16 protein-coding genes are annotated in these 17889 nt (G+C 75.1%); 7 read left to right on the plus strand and 9 right to left on the minus strand.

The window, feature by feature from the left end; genetic code table 11:
* The first annotated feature begins 10 nt into the window (after positions 1 to 10).
* Entirely contained in the window at positions 11 to 2158 is a 2148-nt protein-coding gene (locus ACFC0B_RS16120) for an FUSC family protein (RefSeq protein WP_376086433.1), read from the plus strand.
* Here the strand turns inward: ACFC0B_RS16120 and ACFC0B_RS16125 are convergent.
* Positions 2155 to 2847 carry a hypothetical protein gene (locus ACFC0B_RS16125; protein ID WP_376086434.1) on the minus strand — a complete coding sequence of 231 codons (693 nt, stop codon included), beginning with the start codon at positions 2845 to 2847 and terminating at the stop codon, positions 2155 to 2157. The two genes, ACFC0B_RS16120 and ACFC0B_RS16125, sit on opposite strands and share 4 nt — an antisense overlap.
* Before the next feature lie 103 nt (positions 2848 to 2950).
* Here ACFC0B_RS16125 and ACFC0B_RS16130 point away from each other — a divergent pair, with 103 nt between their 5' ends.
* A complete protein-coding gene (locus ACFC0B_RS16130; protein ID WP_376086435.1) occupies positions 2951 to 3622 on the plus strand; it encodes a TetR/AcrR family transcriptional regulator in 672 nt (223 codons plus the stop codon).
* 5 nt (positions 3623 to 3627) lie between these two features.
* A complete protein-coding gene (locus tag ACFC0B_RS16135) occupies positions 3628 to 4392 on the plus strand; it encodes a TrmH family RNA methyltransferase (protein ID WP_376086436.1) in 765 nt (254 codons plus the stop codon).
* A 37-nt stretch (positions 4393 to 4429) separates the two neighbouring features.
* On the opposite strand, the gene ACFC0B_RS16140 is transcribed toward ACFC0B_RS16135, so the two are convergent.
* From ACFC0B_RS16140 to ACFC0B_RS16155, 4 genes are all read right to left on the minus strand, one after another.
* Positions 4430 to 5788: a peptidoglycan-binding protein gene (locus ACFC0B_RS16140; RefSeq protein ID WP_376086437.1), complete on the minus strand. Its 1359-nt coding sequence runs from the start codon at positions 5786 to 5788 to the stop codon at positions 4430 to 4432.
* A gap of 281 nt (positions 5789 to 6069) precedes the next feature.
* Positions 6070 to 7014 carry a pyridoxamine 5'-phosphate oxidase family protein gene (locus ACFC0B_RS16145; protein WP_376086438.1) on the minus strand — a complete coding sequence of 315 codons (945 nt, stop codon included), beginning with the start codon at positions 7012 to 7014 and terminating at the stop codon, positions 6070 to 6072.
* Positions 7015 to 7044: 30 nt separating this feature from the next.
* Complete coding sequence (locus ACFC0B_RS16150; protein ID WP_376086439.1) at positions 7045 to 7512, minus strand: VOC family protein; 468 nt, start codon at positions 7510 to 7512, stop codon at positions 7045 to 7047.
* A gap of 198 nt (positions 7513 to 7710) precedes the next feature.
* Positions 7711 to 8733 carry a hypothetical protein gene (locus ACFC0B_RS16155; RefSeq protein ID WP_376086440.1) on the minus strand — a complete coding sequence of 341 codons (1023 nt, stop codon included), beginning with the start codon at positions 8731 to 8733 and terminating at the stop codon, positions 7711 to 7713.
* A gap of 307 nt (positions 8734 to 9040) precedes the next feature.
* Between ACFC0B_RS16155 and ACFC0B_RS16160 the strand changes: the two genes are divergently transcribed.
* Positions 9041 to 9607 carry a CGNR zinc finger domain-containing protein gene (locus tag ACFC0B_RS16160; protein WP_376086441.1) on the plus strand — a complete coding sequence of 189 codons (567 nt, stop codon included), beginning with the start codon at positions 9041 to 9043 and terminating at the stop codon, positions 9605 to 9607.
* A 40-nt stretch (positions 9608 to 9647) separates the two neighbouring features.
* Here the strand turns inward: ACFC0B_RS16160 and ACFC0B_RS16165 are convergent, their stop codons facing one another.
* The 3 genes from ACFC0B_RS16165 to ACFC0B_RS16175 all read right to left on the minus strand — a co-directional run bounded on the left by ACFC0B_RS16165 (position 9648) and on the right by ACFC0B_RS16175 (position 14397).
* Positions 9648 to 11141 (minus strand): FAD-dependent monooxygenase, encoded by a 1494-nt coding sequence (locus tag ACFC0B_RS16165; protein WP_376086442.1) that lies wholly within the window; start codon positions 11139 to 11141, stop codon positions 9648 to 9650.
* 134 nt (positions 11142 to 11275) lie between these two features.
* Entirely contained in the window at positions 11276 to 12976 is a 1701-nt protein-coding gene (gene paaN / locus ACFC0B_RS16170; RefSeq protein WP_376086443.1) for a phenylacetic acid degradation protein PaaN, read from the minus strand.
* A 152-nt stretch (positions 12977 to 13128) separates the two neighbouring features.
* Positions 13129 to 14397 carry a hypothetical protein gene (locus ACFC0B_RS16175; RefSeq protein WP_376086444.1) on the minus strand — a complete coding sequence of 423 codons (1269 nt, stop codon included), beginning with the start codon at positions 14395 to 14397 and terminating at the stop codon, positions 13129 to 13131.
* Positions 14398 to 14522: 125 nt separating this feature from the next.
* Here ACFC0B_RS16175 and ACFC0B_RS16180 point away from each other — a divergent pair, with 125 nt between their 5' ends.
* Positions 14523 to 15107, plus strand: coding sequence for a TetR/AcrR family transcriptional regulator (locus ACFC0B_RS16180; RefSeq protein ID WP_376086445.1), 585 nt, complete (start codon positions 14523 to 14525; stop codon positions 15105 to 15107).
* A gap of 16 nt (positions 15108 to 15123) precedes the next feature.
* Here ACFC0B_RS16180 and ACFC0B_RS16185 read toward each other — a convergent pair whose 3' ends face one another.
* Positions 15124 to 15570 (minus strand): Lrp/AsnC family transcriptional regulator, encoded by a 447-nt coding sequence (locus ACFC0B_RS16185; RefSeq protein WP_376086446.1) that lies wholly within the window; start codon positions 15568 to 15570, stop codon positions 15124 to 15126.
* Positions 15571 to 15734: 164 nt separating this feature from the next.
* On the opposite strand from ACFC0B_RS16185, the gene pdhA reads away from it, so the two are divergent.
* Together pdhA and ACFC0B_RS16195 are read left to right on the plus strand one after the other, a co-directional pair.
* Entirely contained in the window at positions 15735 to 16874 is a 1140-nt protein-coding gene (gene pdhA, locus ACFC0B_RS16190) for a pyruvate dehydrogenase (acetyl-transferring) E1 component subunit alpha (protein WP_376086447.1), read from the plus strand.
* The gene (locus ACFC0B_RS16195; protein ID WP_376086448.1) at positions 16874 to 17887 is read left to right on the plus strand and encodes an alpha-ketoacid dehydrogenase subunit beta; all 1014 of its coding nucleotides are present in this window, start codon (positions 16874 to 16876) and stop codon (positions 17885 to 17887) included. Before pdhA ends, ACFC0B_RS16195 begins: the two co-directional genes overlap by 1 nt.
* The last annotated feature ends 2 nt before the right edge of the window (positions 17888 to 17889 follow it).

Here is a 17889-nt window from a genome sequence, read left to right on the forward strand (position 1 = left end):
GCTGACCGGTATGTCCTGGTTCGCCGCTCTTCGAGACACCGCGCGGACCGGACTGACCGTCGACCGGGAGCTCACCGACCCCAAGCGCGCGGCGCGCGGGGCGGTCGCCGTCGCCCTGGTGCTCTTCCCGACCCTCGCGCTCGGCGACGCCCGGCTCGCCACCTCGGCCGCGATGGGCGCCTTCATCGCCGGGACGGCGACCTTCCAGCGCAGCTTCCGCCCCCGGGCCACGCTGGCCGTCGCGGCCGGGGTCGGACTCGGCGTCAGCACCTTCCTCGGCTACCTGGCCGCCGGGGTGACCGGGCTCTTCCCGGTGCTGCTGGCGGTGTGGGCCTTCGGCGCCGGGCTCGCCTGGGCGGTCGGGCCGACCGCCGGGGTGGTCGCCGCCAACACCCTCTCGGTGATGCTGATCGTCGTCCAGCTGCCGGTCAGCGCGCTCACCGCGCTCGGCCACGGACTGGTCTGCGCGCTCGGCGGTGCCGTCCAGGCGCTGGTCATCACCGTCTGGCCGATCGGCAGCTGGACCGCCCAGCGCGAGGCGCTCGCCGACACCTACGCCGAACTCGCCGACTACGCCCGCCGGCTGCGCCAGGACCCGACCGCGCACGTGGACCCGGAGCCGTTCATGGAGGCCCGGCACGCCGCCGCGCTGACACCCTGGCAGGACCGGCACCGGCCGCCCGAACTGCGCGGCCTGCGCGGCCTCGCCGAGCGGATCCGGCCCACCCTGCCGGCGATCGCCGACCCCAAGGTCGGCGCACCGGAGGAGGGGCCGGAGCGCGACCGGGCCCGGGAGGTGCTGGCCGCCTCCGCCGAGGCGATGGACGCGCTGGCCCGGGCGATCCGCACCGGTGCCCCGCTCCAGTTGCCGCGCTCCGCGCCGGCGCTCACGCTGGTCGCCCGGACCGAGGGGCCGGAGCTGCGCGGAGCCGCCCGCCGGGCCGCGCGCCGGCTGGCCGGGCTGCTCCGCAAGGCCTCCGACACGCTCGACCGGAGCTCCGAGGACACCATCGACACCCCCGTGCTGCGGCCCGGCGGGGCGCTGCGCAAGCCGCCGCTGATCCGGATGCTGCCGACGGCGCTGCGCGCGGTGCGGCGGCAGTTCCATCCGCGCTCGGCGGTGTTCCAGCACGCCGTGCGGCTGTCCGGCGTGGTCACCGTCGCCTATCTGATGGCCCGGCTGGTCGGCTTCCACCACGGCTACTGGGCGCCGATGACGGCCGCGATGGTGATGCGGCCGGACTTCGCGCAGACCTACAGCCGGGGCGTGGCCCGGCTGGCCGGGACGGTCGTCGGGGTGGCCGTCTCCACCCTGGTGGTCCAGCTGGCCCGGCCCGGCGAGTGGGTGCTGGCCGCGCTCGCGGTGGTCTCGATCGCCGGCGCCTATCTGACCCTCCGCACCGGCTACGCGGTGATCACCGTCTGCATCTCCTCCTACGTGGTCTTCCTGCTCGGACTCCAGGAGGGGAACCCACTGGTCACGGCGGTGGAGCGGGTCGGGCTCACGCTGCTCGGCGGCTCGGTCGCGCTGCTCGTCTACGCGCTCTTCCCGACCTGGCAGACCGCCCGGCTCGGTGAGCGGCTGGCCGAGTGGCTGGCCGCCGGCGGGCGGTACGCGGCCGAGGTGGTCGCCGTCTACGAGCGGCCGGCGGCGCCGCGCGGACGGGAGGTCCGCGCGGCGCTGCTGGACTCCCGGGAGGCGCGCTCGGAGCTGCTCCAGGCGATGCAGCGGGCCGACGCCGAGCCCGGCCGGCACGCCTCCGGGCTGCCCGGGGTGAGCCGGCGGCAGTTGGACCGGGCGCGCGCGGCGGTCGGCCACCTCGGTCGGGTCGCCGTCCTGTTGGAGGCCCACCTGCCCGGCGCGGACGCCGAACCGGTGCCGGGGGCGGGCGAGTTCGCCGAGGAGCTGCGGCTGGCCACGGCGCTGGCGGCGGGGGCGCTGCTGACCGGCCGGCCGGTGGAGTTCGACGCCGTCCGGGAGGCGCAGGCGCAGTTGGAGCGCCGGCTCGCCGAGCAGCCGGCCGGGGTGCAGGGGGACGTCGTGCGCTCCGGTAGCCGGCTGATGCTCCAGGCGCTGAAGGACCTCGAACGGGCCCTGCGTGGCGGCGGTACGGCGGCCGCCGCCGAGCGGCGCGAGCCGGAGCCCACCGCGCGTTAGCGCGCTTCCCCGGCTTCCCCGGCGGCCTCGGCTTCCCCGGCGGCCGCGGCGGCCTCCAGCCAGTTGGCGAACTCGCAGGCGAAGTGCCACTGGTGACCGGTGGACAGCTCGGCCGGGGCGGCGGCCGGGAACTCGACGGTGAGCCGGATCCGCAGGCCCTCGGGGGAGTCGGCGAACTCGTGCATCACCCGCAGCACCTCGGAGCCGTCCGCCAGGTGGCCGGTGCCGCCGATCCGGACCGGGTACCGCGCGGTGGCGGGGGTCGGGTGGAAGCGCAGGAAGAAGCGCAGCGGGCCGCCGCCGACCGTCTCGACGATCTCGACGGTGTCGCCGGCGGAGTCGGCCAGGTAGTGCTCGGGGTTGGCGGCGAGCAGGGCGGCCCGGTCGGGGGCGTGCAGCCGGCCCCGCCACCAGTCGAGGAAGGCCGCGGCGTCGATGCCGGTGGCGGTCAGCTCGGTGACGGCGGCGCGCCACCGGCCCCCGGAGGCGCGCAGCCAGCCGGCCATGGCGGTGTCGGCGGCGGCGGTGTCGGGGGCGAGCAGGTCGCGGGTGCGGTCGTCGCCGAGACGCCGCTTCAGCAGGCGCAGGGCGGTCCGGCCGCGCTCCAGTTCCCAGCCGAGGACGGCGGCGCGGTCGTGCCGGACGCCGTCGATGTCGGTGCGGATGCGCAGGGGGGTGGTGGTCGTCATGGCGTTGCTCCTCGGAGGGTGCCCGACTGAAGCGGAGAGATTTTCTCCGTCTCTGCTGACGCTAGCATAGGAGGAGAGAATCTCTCCGGTTAAGGAATTGGTGATGAGGGCGGACGCGGAACGCAGCCGGCGCAGGATCCTGGACGCCGCCTGCGAGGTCTTCCTGGAACGCGGTCCGGACGCCCCGCTGGACGCGGTGGTCCGCCGGGCCGGGATCGGCCCGGGCACCCTCTACCGGCGCTTCCCCGACCGGACGGCGCTGGTCCGGGCGCTGGTCACCGACCTGCTCGGCCGGCTCGCCGAGGCCGCCCGCGAGGCCCGGACCGCCGAGCCCGACCCCTACCGGGCGCTGCGCCGCTTCGCGCACGCCGCCGCCGACCTGCGGATGGGCGCGGCGATCGTGGTGCTGCTGGACCGGCTGGTCGTCGACGCGGACCTGGTCGCCGCCCGCTCCCGCGCGGTGGCCGGGGCCGAGGCGCTGCTGCGCGCCGCCCAGGACGCCGGGCAGCTGCGGGCGGACGTCGGCACGGGCGACCTGGTGCTGCTCTGCGTGCGGGTCTCCCGGCCGCTGCCGGGCGGCCTGGCCGCACTGGACGCCGACGGCACGCTCGTCCACCGGCACCTGGACCTCGCCCTGGCGGGCCTGCGGCCGGGCGGCGGCGACGGTGAGGGGGAGGGGGAGGGGGAGGCCGGCGCGGTGCCGCTGTCGTTCGCACAGGTGATCGCGGCCGCCGGGCGGCCCGGTGAGCCCGGCGCGACCGGGATGGCAGAGTGAGCGGGATGAACGAGGAACTGCTGCGGGGCTGGCGGGCCGGTGCCGAGGAGCCGGGAACGGTGCTGCTGGACGGGTTCCACCCGCTGAAGCACGCGCTGCGGTTCGGCGGCGCCGTCCGGCGGGTGCTGACCGCCGACCGGGCCGCACTGCTGGCGCTCGCCGCCGAACTCGCCCCGGACGTCGCCCCCGCGCTGGACGCGCTGGCCGTCGAACTGCCGGAGGCCGCGCTGCGCACGCTCGCGCCCCGGCTGCACCCCACCGGGGTGATCGCGCTGGCGGTGCGGCCCACCGCCGCGGCCAACCGCGCCGCGCTGGCCCGCTCGCCCCGGCCGGCGCCGGTCGTGCTGCTGGAGAACCCGCGCAACCTGGGCAACGTCGGCGCGGTGATCCGGCTGGCGGCCGGCTTCGGCGCGGCGGGCGTGGTCACCACCGGCGAGCTGGACCCCTGGCACCCGGCGGTGCTCCGCGGCAGCGCGGGCCTGCACTTCGCCACCGCCGTCGAGCGGCTGACCCTGCCGGAGCTGCCGGCCGGCCCGCTCTACGTCCTGGACCCGGAGGGCGCGGACATCCGGGCGACGGCCTTCCCGGACGACGCGGTGCTCGCCTTCGGCACCGAGCGGCACGGCGTGACGCCGGAGCTGAAGGCGCGGGCCGACGAGCTGGTCGCGGTGCCGATGCGGCCCGGGGTCTCCAGCTTCAACCTGGCGACCAGCGTGGCGATGGGCCTGTTCCACTGGATGTCCGGACGCCCGCCCGGCACGCCGGCGTGAACCGGCGGCCGGGGCGGGGCCGGGGCGTGTCCGACCGTCAGGAGAACAGCCGCTTCCAGGTGTCCGGGCCGGGGTAGCCGTCGGCCTCGGCGCCGCGCCAGCCCTGGGCCTCCTGGAAGGCCTGCACGTTGCGCCGGTCGGCGTCCGTCCAGCGCGGGCCCGGGCCCTGGGTGTAGAAGCGGCCGTAGCCCTTGCGGAGCAGCTGCTCGCCGAGAAGGCGCACGAAGTCGTTGCTCGCGCCCGGACCGAACGCGTCGGCGCCCGGGAAGGCGGGCACCCCGGTGCCGGGGTTCACCGGCGGGGTCACCGGGGGGTTCACCGGCGGGGGCGGCTGCGGGGTGCCGCCGCCGATGTCGCGGCCCTTGCCGTTGACCAGGTAGTCCCAGGTGGCCTTGCCCGGGATGCCGTCCGCCTCGCTGCCGCGCCAGCCCTGGGCGAGCTGGAAGGCCTCGGTGGCCCGCCGGTCCGCCTCGCCCCAGCGCGGGCCGGGACCCTCGCGGTAGAACTGTCCGCCGCCGCGCTGCACCAGCAGCCGGCCGAGCTGGGTGACGTACGCGTTGTCGGCGCCCGGGCCGAACGAGCCGGCGCCCGGGAAGGCCGTCGACGAGGAGCCCCCGGTGCCGCCGCCGGTGGAGAGCCCCTTGTAGCGGTACGGGACGTAGGAGGCCGAGTTGTTCCAGTACGCGTACGGGGTGGAGCGCTTGAGGGTGCTCGGGGAGGTCTGCTCGTACGCCACGTAGCGGGTGCGGCTGGAGTCCGTCCAGCCGCCGAAGATCGTCACGTGCGAACCGGACTGCGGGCTGGCCGGGTTGTTGTAGATCAGGACGTCGCCGGGCTGGAGGTCGGCCTTGGTGATCCGCTCGGCGAAGTCCGGCAGGGTCCAGGTGGTCTGGCTGCTGCCCAGCCCCCAGGCCATCGAGACGAAGCCGGAGCAGTCCTGGCGGTAGCCGTCCGACCAGTAGCGGCTCATGCTGTACGGGACCTTCTGGTCGACCCAGCGCTGGGCCCGTTCGATGATCTGGGCCCGGGTGACCGGCGTCGTCGTGGCGCGCGGGGCGGCGAACGAGCGGGCGGAGGGTGACTCGCCGTAGAGGCCGCTGACCTCGCCCTGCGGGGTCCCGTCGCGGGGGACGGCCGGGCCGCCCGGGGTGGGCGCGGGGGCGGCGACGGCGGTGGCCGCGCCGGCCGCTCCCCCGCCGAGGGCCGTGCCGACGGCGGCCATCAGCACGGCGGCCCGGCGCCGGACGCTGTGGGCCGCCGCGTGTCCGCCCTCGTGCACCGGCGCGGAGCGCATCCGGGCGCGGCGGCGGGTGCGGCAGCCCCCGCATATGCAGTCGTCCTCGGGTTCCACCTCGTCGAATTCCCACAGGGGGGTCAGCTGCTCGGTTCGGGTCATTCTCCGCCTCTTGTCTCTCCTGGTGGGGGCGCTGCGGTCAGGCCGCTGACGGCGTGACAGCACGGTCCTTCCCAGGGGCACACCGCGTGTTATCGGGACCAAAGTCCCAAAGCGGACGCCTGTTCGGCGCGGCGGACTGATCCGAACGGGTGAAAGCTGTTCGGAGCCCCGGGCCTGGCGCGGTGCGGCGAGGGGTGCTAGGGCGTGTCTGACAATTCCCGCCGGGCGCGCATTGTCAGACGCGCCCTAGGCGGTCCTCCCGCCGGTGCGGTGGCGGGCCGTCAGCCGACGGGGTGTCGGACGGACGGCGGGTTGGCGGGCGAGTGGGCGGGCTCGGTCCAGGTCAGCGGGGTGGCGTCGGCCAGTTCGACGACGCCGGTGACGGTCAGGTCGACCACCCGCTCGGCGCCCGGCAGCTCGGCGGCGGCCGGCCCGGTCCAGTCGGTCCTGGCCTCGCCGGTGATCAGCAGCGCGCCGCCGGTCTCCCAGTCCGGGACGAGCAGCCCGGCCCGGGGGTCGAGTTCCAGGTTTCCCAGCGTCATGAACATGCTGTTGCCCGGGTAGTCGGGCCAGCGCAGCCGGTCCGGTCCGAGCACCCGCAGGAACCCCGGGTTGCCGCCGCGGTGCGAGGCGTCCATCCGGCCGTCCGGCCCCGCGGTGGCGATGAAGAAGGTGTCGGCGGTCGCCGCCAGCAGTTGCTGGGCGGTGCTCAGCGCGGTGCCGGCCGCCACCCGGCGCGGGGTGCCGGCCCCCGGGCGGTCCACCGGGTGGCGGCGCTGGATGTACTTCGGGCAGTTGGCGTACACCTGGTCGGCGCTGATCACCAGGCCGCCCCGGCCGTCCGGCACGGAGCGGCCGTTGACCCGCATCCGGCGCCGTCCGGCCGGGTCCAGGGCGATGGTGCCCACCTCGGCCGGGCCGGCCAGGGCGGCCGCCAGCGGGTCCTCCTCGGCCGGGCGGGCGGCCACCGCCACGGTCCGTTCACCGGTGGCCCGCAGGAAGCCGGCCGGGCCGCTGAGCTGGGTGGCCCAGAGCCGGCCGTCGGCGTCGGCCGCGCCGGCCACCAGCACCCGGCGCTCGGTGAGGAAGCGGGCGGCCACGGCCGGGACGGTGCCGCCGACGGCGCGCCCGGAGTGGTCGGCGCGGTCCGTCCGGCCGGCCCGGTGCTGCACGGCCCGCTCGCCGGGGTGGTAGGGCCCGGGGTGGTGCGGGGTGGCGGCGGTCATCGCGGGTGCCTCCCTCGGGGGTGCCGCGGCCTAGAAGAAGCCGCAGGTCGGGGCGGACGGGGTGGGGGCCTCGGCGCCGGTGCCGCGGACGCCCGTCGGGGTGTAGATCTCCAGCCGGATGCCGTCCGGGTCGGTGAAGAAGATGCCGCCGGAGTCGGCGCCCTCGCCGTGCGGGACGACGCCCTCGTGGGTGAAGGAGGCGCCCAGCTCGTGCAGCAGCGCCTCGGCGGCGCGGACCTCGTCGAGCGAGTCGACCTGGAAGGCGAGGTGGTGCAGGCCGGGCGCGCCGACGGGGAAGGAGCCCTCGCTCTGCTGCCAGAGGGTCAGCACCGGGCGGCCGTCGCGGCCGAGGAAGGCGAAGGGCTGCTCCGGGTCGGTGCCCTCCTTGACCAGCTCCAGGCCGAGGACGCGCCGGTAGAACGCGGTCGAGCGGGCCAGGTCGGTGACGTTCAGTCCCACGTGGCCGGTCTGCAGGGTGCTGCTGATGGTGCCGGACATGCCTGATCACTCCCGTGGTCGGGCGCCTCGGGGCGCCGTCCTTAACCGTTGTGATCGACCGTAGGGGTTAGAAAGGAAGGGGGTCAACCGGTACTGTCGATTTCAATGGTTAGATTTTTCGGGAATGGCTGCGCCATGACAAGAATGGCGGGAGGGCGTGCGGAGGAGGCGGCGCGCGGGCGCCGGGCCGCGGTGCGGCTACTCCCACTCCCAGCGGACGCCGATGTGGCCCGGCTGCTGGTCGGGGGCGAGGACGTGGGCGCTCGCCGAGGCGCCGATCCAGAGCTGCTCGCGGCGGCGGTCGACGTCCGCGCCCGGGTCGCGGTCGTACCGCTCGCAGTGCACCGGCACGGTCGCCGGGTCGAAGTGGACCTGGAGCACGTACTCGCGCACCGGCGTGGCGAAGCGGCGGCTGTACTCGGTGGTCTGGGCCCCGCCGGACGGGATCTCCACCTCGTACTCGAAGACGGTGCTGTCGCCGAGGCCCAGCGGGCGGTCCAGCATCACCTCGCCGACGATCAGTCCGGCGTCCGGGCGGCGGCGCACCCGGCCGAGCCGGCCGTGCCGCACGCCGGTGATCTCCGGACAGCCGGTCGCCTCCTCGTCGGCCTTGTGCACCACCAGGCAGCGGGTCACCCCGGCCACCGTGGCGCGGACCACCTGGCGCAGCCTCAGCAGGTTGCCGCGCCGGTCGGCGTCCACGTAGTAGGAGTCGTGGACCGAGAGCCGCTCCAGCTCGCCGGCCGGCGGCGCGTCCAGCTCGGCGAACACCTCGGAGATGTCCTGCTCGCCCGGCCAGACGTCCTCCAGCCGCAGATGGCTGGTGCTCGCGTTGGCCGCCCAGCGGCCGCGCGGGCGCGGCGGGCCGAGCAGCGCGGACAGCGTGGAGTGCGGCAGCCCGAGCAGTTCCTCGAGCAGGTGCACGGCGCGCAGCGAGCTGGCCCGCTCGGGCTGGCTGCGTCCGCGCCGCCAGTAACTCAGCGTCGTGACGCTGACCCTGACGCCCCGTTGGGCGAGTGCGGCGCGGATCCGGTCCAGGCTGAGGCCGCTGGCCTCGATCGCCACGTGCAGGGTGTCGGCGAAGCCGCCGGTGGGGCTGGGGCGTCCGGGCGTCGGGGCGGGCGACAGCGGCGGAGCGGGTGGCCGGGGGGCGGGCGCGGAGGCGTCCTGGCGCGGCCCGACCAGTCTGAGTCGTGCGTCCTGGGGGTGCTGTGAGGCCATGTGGTTACCTTCCCCACCGAGCGGGTTCGGCAGACCCGGTACGGCGCCGGAACGCGCCGTCAATGGCCTCGCCGAGCTGTGGGGAACCCTATGCACGGTCGAGAGGCTACGTCATCAGTCGTGCGTATGACAGTGGTCACGGGGGGTGGACCGCCCGGTGAGCGATCTTGAAACAGTACGGAAACAGACCGCCCGCTCCCCGGGCGGGCGGCGGGATCCGGCCGGTCGACTGTCCGGTTCCGGCCAGGAACCGCCCGGGCGGTGCCGGACGTAGACTCGGGGACCGTTCGAGAGCGAGGGAGTGCCGATGACGGAGCGGACAGCAGACCCGCGGGACCCGCGCCCGCTGCTCGGAGAGCCGCTCGCGCTGGACCTGTTGAACACGCGGTGGGCCGGGGTGCCGGTCAACGACCTGCTCGCCGCGCCGGACGGCCACGGGATCTGGCTCTCCTCGGCCGGGCTGGCCGGGCGGTGCGCGGCGGACGAGGCCGGGCTGACCGCCCTCCGGGAGGCGCGCGAGGCGCTGGCGGCGGCGGTCCGCGAACTGGACGCGGGCCGGCTGCCCGGGGCGCCCGCGCTGGCCGGGCTGGACGCCGTGCTGCGGCACGGACGGGTCCGGCGGGAGGCCTCGGCGGCCGGGCCGGTGGACCGGGTCGAGGTGGACGAGCCGCACCGGCTGGCCGCCTGGCTGGTGGTGGACGACTTCCTGGGGCTGCTGGCCCAGGGGCCGGGGCGGATCAAGAAGTGCGCGCACGAGGCCTGCATCCTGCACTTCTTCGACACCTCGCAGAACGGCCGCCGCCGCTGGTGCCGGATGGCGGTGTGCGGCAACCGGGCGAAGGCGGCCCGGCACTACGAGAAGGCGAAGGGCTGACCCCGGGACGGTCCGTCCGCCCCGGGGCCGCCCCGGGGGGTCAGGCCTCGCCGAGCCACTCGGTGAGCGCGGCGCGCAGCTCGCCGGCGCCCGGGTCGACGGCGGCCCAGGCGGCGTAGCCGTCCGGGCGGATCAGCAGCACGGTGTCGCGCAGCTTGCCGTGCGGGTCGGCCGGGGCGGCGGTGACCAGGCGGTCCGCCCACGGGGCGGCGGCCGCCACCTCGTCATTGCTGACCAGGACGAACTTCCCGGCCCGCAGGGCCTCGTAGAGCCGCTGCGGTGCGGCCGGCCCGCCCTCGCGGGGCGGCTCCAGGCCGGTCAGCCGGAGGTCGGGGACGCGCTTGCCGACCAGCGGGTGGGCGTCCTTGGGCGCCGGGTAGGCGATGCCGATGCCGGAGATGGTGCGGGCGCCGCGCTCGACGACCGCGTCGAGGTGACCGGCGACCGAGACCAGCGCGCCGCGCAGCGCCCGGGTGGCGGCGGACTGCGCGACGGCCACCCGGATCATGGCGCCGGACACCCGCAGCGCGGCCTTGCCGACCGGGTGCCGCTCGGCCTGGTAGCTGTCGAGCAGCGCGTCGGTGGCCCGGCCCCGCAGGACGGCGGCGAGCTTCCAGGACAGGTTGGCGGCGTCCTGGAGGCCGGTGTTCATGCCCAGGCCGCCCGCCGGGGAGTGGCAGTGGGCGGCGTCGCCGGCCAGCAGCACCCGCCCGGAGCGGTAGGAGGGGGCCTGCCGCTCGTCGCTGTGGAAGGTGGAGCTCCAGCGGACGTCGTGCAGTCCGTAGTCCTCGCCCAGGGCGCGCCGGGCGATGGCGGCCAGCAGGTCGAGCCCGGGCTCGGCGCCGTCGGGGAGCCGCTCGTTGCGGTCCCAGGCGAGGACGCGGTACCAGCCGTCGCCGAACGGGACCAGGAGCGCGAGGCCGTCGTCGTCGGCGCCCGCGGCCAGGCCGTCCTCGGGCTCGCGCTCCAGCCGGACGTCGGCCAGCAGCACCGACTCGATCACCGACTCGCCAGGGAAGGGCAGGCCGAGCAGGTCGCGGACGGTGGAGTGGACGCCGTCGGTGCCGACCGCGTAGCGGGCCCGGTGGACGGCGGGGGCGCCGTCCTCGACCGTCTCCAGGGTGACGCCCTCGGCGTCCTGACGCAGGCCGGTGACCTCGGCGCCGCGCAGGACCACCGCACCCGCCTTCACGGCCCGGTCGAGGAGCAGCCGCTCGGTCCGGTACTGCGGGGTCATCAGGACGAAGGGGAAACGGGTGGGCAGGCCGCCGAGGTCGATCCTGGCCCGGTTGAAGGCGAGCAGCGAGGTGACCGGGCGGCCGTCGGCGATGAGCTCGTCGGCGAGGCCGCGGGCGTCGAGCAGTTCGAGGGTGCGGGCGTGCACGGCGAAGGCCCGGGTGAGGCCGGAATCCTCGGTGCGCTTCTCCAGCAGGGTGACGCCCACACCGGCGGCGGCGAGGTCGCCGGCCAGCAGCAGGCCGGTCGGTCCGGCGCCGACCACGATGACGTCGGTGACGGTCTGCTTCTCGGTCATGTGTCAGCTCCCGGTGCTCGAACAGTGGCTGGACGCCGGGTGTGGCGTTTCCCCGCCACCATCATCGCTGCCCGGGAGCGGCGTTGTGAATCTCCGGTCCCCGGCGAGTGGCCGGGGACCGGAGGAGGGCACGGTCAGCTGTGGCGGCGGATCTCCACAGTGCGGAACCGGTTGGCGACGAAGGCGCCGTCGCAGTACGCGGAGTTGGCGGCCGGGTTGGCGCCGGTGCCGTGCAGGTCGGAGAAGGCGGCGGTCTGGTTGGCGTACACCCCGCCGGTGAGGTTGAGCGAGAGCGAGACGCCGGCGTCCAGGGCGGCCTCGACCAGGGCGGCCTCGACCTCGGGCGAGGTGGTGTAGCCGGAGGCGGTCATCGCGCCTTGGGCCCGGACGGTGTCGCGCAGCAGCCCGACGGCGGCGGCGGTGTTCTCGACCGCGACGGCGAAGGAGACCGGGCCGAAGCACTCGCTTTGGTAGACCGCCCGGTCGTCCGGCTTGTCGGCGTCCAGCTTGACCAGCGCGGGGGTGCGGACCGTCGCGCCGGGGAACTCCGGGTGCTCCACCGCCCGCGGGGCGAGGGCGAGTTCGCCGTACTCGCCGCCGGCCGCGGCGGCCGAGCGCTGCAGCACACCCGGGTTGACCACGGCGCCGAGGACGGCGGTGGCGCGGGCGTCGTCGGAGAGCAGCCCCTCGATGGCGGCGGCGAGGTCGCGGACCACCTCGTCGTAGGACTTGGCGCCCTGGTCGGTGTCGATGCCGCCGCGCGGGATCAGCAGGTTCTGCGGGGTGGTGCACATCTGGCCGCTGTACAGCGAGAGCGAGAAGGCCAGGTTGTTCAGCATGCCCTTGTAGTCGCCGGTGGAGTCGACGACCACGGTGTTGACGCCGGCCTTCTCGGTGTAGACCTCGGCCTGCCGGGCGTGCTCCTCCAGCCAGTCGCCGAAGGCGGTGGAGCCGGTGTAGTCGATCAGCTTGATCTCCGGGCGCACGGCCAGGACGGCGGCCACCGTGCCGCCCTCGTGCTCGGCGGCCAGGCAGACCAGGTCGGGGTCGAAGCCGGCCTCGGCGACCACCTCGCGGGCGATCCGCACGGTGAGCGCCAGCGGCAGGACGGCGCGCGGGTGCGGCTTGACCAGCACCGGGTTGCCGGTGGCCAGCGAGGCGAACAGGCCGGGGAAGCCGTTCCAGGTGGGGAAGGTGTTGCAGCCGATCAGCAGCGCCAGGCCGCGCGGGACGACGGTGAAGTCCTTGGTCATCACCAGCGGGTCGCGCTTGCCCTGCGGCTTGGTCCAGCCGGCGGTCTCGGGCAGCCGGGTCTGCTCGGCGTACGCGTAGGCGACGGCCTCCAGGCCGCGGTCCTGGGCGTGCGGGCCGCCGGCCTGGAAGGCCATCGGGTAGGCCTGGCCGGTGGTGTGCATGACGGCGTTGGCGTACTCGTGCGAGCGGGCGTTGATCCGGGCCAGGATCTCCAGGCAGACGGCGGCGCGGGCGAGCGGTCCGGCGGCGGCCCAGGCCGGGCGGGCGGCGGTCAGCGCGGCGATCAGGGCGTCCGGGCCGGCGTGCGGGTAGCCGATGCCCAGCTCCAGGCCGTACGGGGAGGCCTCGCCGCCGACCAGGTCGCCGTCGGCGGGGTGGCCGGGCAGCTCGAAGGGCCGGTTCAGCAGGGACTCGAAGGCGGCCTTGCCGTCCGCGGCGGCGCTCTCGCCGTAGGCCTTGGGGAACTCGGGGTAGGGCGACCAGTAGTCGCGCTTGGCGGCGGCGTCGACGGCGGCCTCCAGGGTGGCCCGGTGGCGTTCGACGAGCTCGGCGACGTGGGGGTGGGTGACCGCTGCGGACATGGTGTGCGCTCCTCAGAGGGGAGGACGGGACACGTCACAGAGTAACCGAACGATCGGTCGGCTCAAGAGGGCGAACCGGGCAATGACGGAGGGGCGCGTCCGGATCAGGACGCGCCCCTCCAGGTGGTGGGAGCCGGGGTCTACGGCACGGTCTACGGGATGCCCAGCTCGAAGATCACGTACCCGCCGTACCAGCCGGAGGCGATCGCGCCGGTGCCGAGCACGCCGGCCAGCACCGGCCAGCTCAGCTTGCGCATCGCCACCGCGAGCGCGATCAGCAGCGGGAAGGCCGGCAGCAGGTAGCGCGAGGTGTTGCCGAAGATGCCCAGGCTGCCGAGCACCGAGACGATGGTGGCCAGCGTGTAGGCGGTCAGCACCAGCGGCGGGCGCAGCCGGATCAGCAGCACGATCAGCACCGGCAGGCTCAGCACCAGCAGCGTCGCCAGCATGTCGGCCGTGTGGTACGCGAACGGGTAGTCGTTGCGGCCCAGCAGCACGCCGCGGACCGCGTACCAGGTGCCCTGGCCCCAGTCGAAGTAGTGCAGCCAGGCGTCCCGCTGGAGCGTGAAGTAGCCGCCCCAGTCGCCCATCCGCCAGCCCACCCAGCCGACGTAGCCGAGCAGTCCGACGGGGGCCAGCAGCATCGCGGTCAGCGGGCGCAGCACCCCGCTCTCCCGCCGGTACAGCTCCACCAGCGCGGCCAGGCCGACCGCGCCGATCAGGGCCGCCGAGGTGGGCCGGTTGAGGCCGGCGATCAGGGTGATCACCCCGGCCGCCACCCACTGCTTGCCCATCGTGAAGTAGCAGGCCCAGGCGGCCAGCGCGATGAACAGCGAGTCCGAGTAGAGCGCCCACTCGGCGCCCGAGCCGGGGGCGATCGCCCACAGCCCGGCCGCGATCACGCCCGCGCGCGGACCGGCCATCCGGTCCACCACGGCGTAGATGCCGGCCGCGGCGAACAGCGAGGCGACCACCGAGACCAGCATCCCGGCGCCGTACAGGCCGAACGGGCTGATCTCCGAGACCAGCCGCATCAGGCCCGGGTAGAGCGGGAAGAAGGCGGCCGAGTTCTGCTCGATGGTGAAGCCGGGGGTGCCGCCCGGTACCGGTACCAGGGCCGGGTGGTAGCCGAACTGGGCGACCTGCTGGTACCACCAGCCGTCCCAGCTGGCCAGCACGTCCCAGGGGTTGGCGCCGCCGCCGAACCGGGGGTGCTTCTTCAGGTAGTCCCCGGAGAAGGAGAGGAGCTTCATGAAGACGGTGAAGCCGACCAGCTTCAGCACGGCGTAGCACCAGACGGCCGGGCCGAAGCGCAGGACCAGCTCGCGAGCGCGTTCGCGCCAGTCGGCCGCGGACTCGGCCGCCGATTCGCCGTGGCGCTGTTCGGGCAGATCGGATTCGACTGCCGGTATTGCGCTCATGCGACTTCCCCACCTGCTTGCTCATGGACGGATCGTCCGCCGAGTCTAGGGTCTGCCGCCGCTGTTTGGTGTGGACCAGGGCACCCGGGCGCCGCCGTACCGGGGCGGGCGGGGATACTCGGAGGATGGCCGATCACACCACGCGTACCGCCTACACCGTGGAATCCCTGCTCGCGGTGACCGTCGACGTCTTCAACGAGCGCGGCTACGACGGCACCTCGATGGAGGACCTGTCGCGTGCGGCCGGGATCTCCAAGTCGTCGATCTACCACCACGTGCGCGGCAAGGAGGAACTGCTGCGGCTCGCCGTCGGGCGGGCGCTGGACGGGCTGTTCGCGATCCTGGCGGAGCCGGCCGCGCTGGACGGCCCGGCGGTGGAGCGGCTGGAGCACGTCGTGCGGCGGACCGCCGAGGTGCTGCTGGCGGAGCTGCCCTACGTCACCCTGCTGCTGCGGGTGCGCGGCAACACGGCCACCGAGCAGTGGGCGCTGGAGCGCCGCCGGGAGTTCGACCACCAGGTGGCCGAGCTGCTGCGGGCCGCCGTGGCGGACGGCGCGCTGCGGGCGGACGTCGAACCGCGGCTGGCCACCCGGCTGCTCTTCGGCATGATCAACTCGATCGTGGAGTGGTACCGGCCGGGCCTCAAGGCCGCCGACGGGGTCGCGGACGCGGTGGTCCACCTGGCCTTCGACGGCCTGCGGGCGCGCTGAGCCCAGGGGCCTCCAGCTAGTCGGGCGGGACCTGGTCGGTCTCCTCGAAGACCAGCATGGTGCGGGTGCCGAGGACCTGCGGGATGGACTGGATGCGGTTCAGCACCAGCTCCCGCAGGGCGTGGTTGTCGGCGGTGTGCACCAGCAGCAGGACGTCGTAGTCGCCGCCGACCAGGGCGATGTGCGCGACCCCCGGCAGGGCCAGCAGCTGCTCCCGCACGGTGCGCCAGGAGTTCTGCACGATCTTCAGGGTGATGTAGGCGGACGCGCCCTGACCTGCCCGTTCGTGATCCACCCGGGCGGTGAAGCCGCGAATGACGCCGTCCTCGACCATCCTGGATATCCGGGCGTACGCATTCGCCCGGGACACGTGCACCCGCTCGGCCACCGAGCGGATCGAGGCGCGACCGTCCTGCTGCAGCAGCCGCAGGATCGCCCGGTCGACCCGGTCGAGTCTGGACATCTGTTCAGCCGACATGACCCCCCACCCCCACGGATTGGACGCACTGCCACCAGTCGACCGCCACCCGGGCCGATTGTCCACCACCTTCGCACGCTTCTGGTCAAGATGAACAGACGACCGAACAATCGGTAGGGAGCCCCCGCCACCCCTGGAGGTGCCCCGAGATGACCGTTCTCGACCACAGACACCACACGGCGGTGCCCGGTTGGCTGCCCGGGGCCACCGCCCCCCGCACCGACCCGTCCCCGCTGCTCCCGGACCCCGCTCCGGTCCGCGTCCTCGGTACCCCCGCGCTGGAGAAGTACGACCCGGCCCTGCTCCGCGAGCTGTACCGCCGCCTCGTCGTCGGCCGCCGGTACAACCAGCAGGCCACCACCCTCACCAAGCAGGGCCGGCTCGCCGTCTACCCGGCCTCGACCGGGCAGGAGGCCTGCCAGGTCGCCGCCGCGCTGGTGCTCGGCGAGCGCGACTGGCTGTTCCCCAGCTACCGCGACACCCTGGCCGTCGTCTCGCGCGGGGTGGACCCGCTGGAGGCGCTCACCCTGCTGCGCGGCAACGCCCACACCGGCTACGACCCGCGGGCCAGCCGGACCGCCCCGCTCTGCACCCCGCTGGCCACCCAGGGGCCGCACGCCGTCGGGCTGGCGCACGCCGCCCGGCTGAACGGCGACCCGGTGGTCGCGCTGGCGATGCTCGGCGACGGCGGCACCAGCGAGGGCGACTTCCACGAGGCGCTGAACTTCGCCGCCGTGCTGCGCGCGCCGGTGGTCTTCCTGGTGCAGAACAACGGCTACGCCATCTCCGTCCCGCTCAGCGCGCAGTCCGCCGCCCCGACGCTCGCCCACAAGGCCGTCGGCTACGGGATGCCCGGCCGACTGGTGGACGGCAACGACGCGCCCGCCGTGCACGGCGTCCTGGCCGAGGCCGTCGAGCGGGCCCGGACCGGCGGCGGCCCGACCCTGGTGGAGGCGCTGACCTACCGGGCCGAGGCGCACACCAACGCCGACGACGCCACCCGCTACCGGACCGAGGCCGAGGTGGCGGCCTGGCGCGAGCACGACCCGATCCTGCTGATGGAGCGGGCGCTGCGCGAGCTCGGAGTGCTGGACGACGCCCTGGTGCAGGAGGCGGCCGACGAGGCCGAGGCGCTCGCCGCCCGGATGCGCGCGGAGTTCCACGCCGACCCGGAGCTCGACCCGATGTCCCTGTTCACCCACGTGTACGCCGAGCCGACCCCGCAGCTGCGCGAGCAGGCGGCGCGGCTGGCCGAGGAGCTGGCCGCCGAGGCCGAGGTGCAGCACTGATGACGACGGCCTCATCCACCCCCGCAGCCGCCGGGGCCCGGACCGCCAGCATGGCGCAGGCGCTCAACTCGGCGCTGCGCGACGCCCTGCGCGAGGACCCGACGGTGCACGTGCTCGGCGAGGACGTCGGCGCGCTCGGCGGCGTCTTCCGGATCACCGACGGGCTGACCGCCGAGTTCGGTCCGGACCGTTGCCTGGACACCCCGCTGGCCGAGGCGGGCATCCTCGGCACCGCCGTCGGCATGGCCATGTACGGGCTGCGGCCGGTGGTGGAGATGCAGTTCGACGCCTTCGCCTACCCGGCGCTGGAGCAGCTGTTCTCGCACGTCGCCAAGATGCGCAACCGCACGGCCGGCCGGCTGCCGCTGCCGATCACCGTCCGGATCCCGTACGGCGGCGGCATCGGCGGCGTCGAGCACCACAGCGACGCCTCCGAGGCGTACTACGCCGCGACCCCGGGCCTGCACGTGGTCACCCCCGCGACGGTGGCCGACGCGTACGGGCTGCTGCGGGCCTCGATCGCCTCGGACGACCCGGTGGTCTTCCTGGAGCCCAAGCGGATGTACTGGGGCAAGGCGGAGTTCGACCCGGCCGCCCCGGTCGAGCCGGTCGGGCGGGCCGTGCTGCGGCGGACCGGCAGCTCGGCGGTGCTGATCACCTACGGTCCCTCGCTGCCGGTCTGCCTGGAGGCGGCCGAGGTGGCGAAGGCCGAGGGGTGGGACCTCGCGGTGCTGGACCTGCGCACCCTGGTGCCGTTCGACGACGAGACGGTCTGCCGGGTGGTGCGCTCGCTCGGCCGGGCCGTGGTGGTGCACGAGGCCGGCGGCTTCGGCGGCACCGGCGCGGAGATCGCCGCCCGGGTCACCGAGCGCTGCTTCCACCACCTGGCCGCGCCCGTGCTGCGGGTCACCGGCTTCGACATCCCGTACCCGCCGCCGATGCTGGAGCACCACCACCTGCCCGGGGTGGACCGGATCCTGGACGCGGTCGCCCGGCTCCAGTGGGAGGACTGAGG

This window comes from Kitasatospora sp. NPDC056184 (assembly GCF_042268405.1).
In the GTDB taxonomy this organism is placed as follows: domain Bacteria; phylum Actinomycetota; class Actinomycetes; order Streptomycetales; family Streptomycetaceae; genus Kitasatospora.

Coding starts and splice junctions, on each gene's coding strand:
- ACFC0B_RS16135 (WP_376086436.1), top strand. CDS start 3,628: ATGAACGAGGAACTGCTGCGGGGCTGGCGGGCCGGTGCCGAGGAGCCG.
- ACFC0B_RS16140 (WP_376086437.1), bottom strand. CDS start 5,788: ATGACCCGAACCGAGCAGCTGACCCCCCTGTGGGAATTCGACGAGGTG.
- paaN (WP_376086443.1), bottom strand. CDS start 12,976: ATGTCCGCAGCGGTCACCCACCCCCACGTCGCCGAGCTCGTCGAACGC.
- ACFC0B_RS16195 (WP_376086448.1), top strand. CDS start 16,874: ATGACGACGGCCTCATCCACCCCCGCAGCCGCCGGGGCCCGGACCGCC.
- ACFC0B_RS16145 (WP_376086438.1), bottom strand. CDS start 7,014: ATGACCGCCGCCACCCCGCACCACCCCGGGCCCTACCACCCCGGCGAG.
- ACFC0B_RS16130 (WP_376086435.1), top strand. CDS start 2,951: ATGAGGGCGGACGCGGAACGCAGCCGGCGCAGGATCCTGGACGCCGCC.
- ACFC0B_RS16125 (WP_376086434.1), bottom strand. CDS start 2,847: ATGACGACCACCACCCCCCTGCGCATCCGCACCGACATCGACGGCGTC.
- ACFC0B_RS16160 (WP_376086441.1), top strand. CDS start 9,041: ATGACGGAGCGGACAGCAGACCCGCGGGACCCGCGCCCGCTGCTCGGA.
- pdhA (WP_376086447.1), top strand. CDS start 15,735: ATGACCGTTCTCGACCACAGACACCACACGGCGGTGCCCGGTTGGCTG.
- ACFC0B_RS16120 (WP_376086433.1), top strand. CDS start 11: ATGTCCTGGTTCGCCGCTCTTCGAGACACCGCGCGGACCGGACTGACC.
- ACFC0B_RS16165 (WP_376086442.1), bottom strand. CDS start 11,141: ATGACCGAGAAGCAGACCGTCACCGACGTCATCGTGGTCGGCGCCGGA.
- ACFC0B_RS16175 (WP_376086444.1), bottom strand. CDS start 14,397: ATGAGCGCAATACCGGCAGTCGAATCCGATCTGCCCGAACAGCGCCAC.
- ACFC0B_RS16150 (WP_376086439.1), bottom strand. CDS start 7,512: ATGTCCGGCACCATCAGCAGCACCCTGCAGACCGGCCACGTGGGACTG.
- ACFC0B_RS16185 (WP_376086446.1), bottom strand. CDS start 15,570: ATGTCCAGACTCGACCGGGTCGACCGGGCGATCCTGCGGCTGCTGCAG.
- ACFC0B_RS16155 (WP_376086440.1), bottom strand. CDS start 8,733: ATGGCCTCACAGCACCCCCAGGACGCACGACTCAGACTGGTCGGGCCG.
- ACFC0B_RS16180 (WP_376086445.1), top strand. CDS start 14,523: ATGGCCGATCACACCACGCGTACCGCCTACACCGTGGAATCCCTGCTC.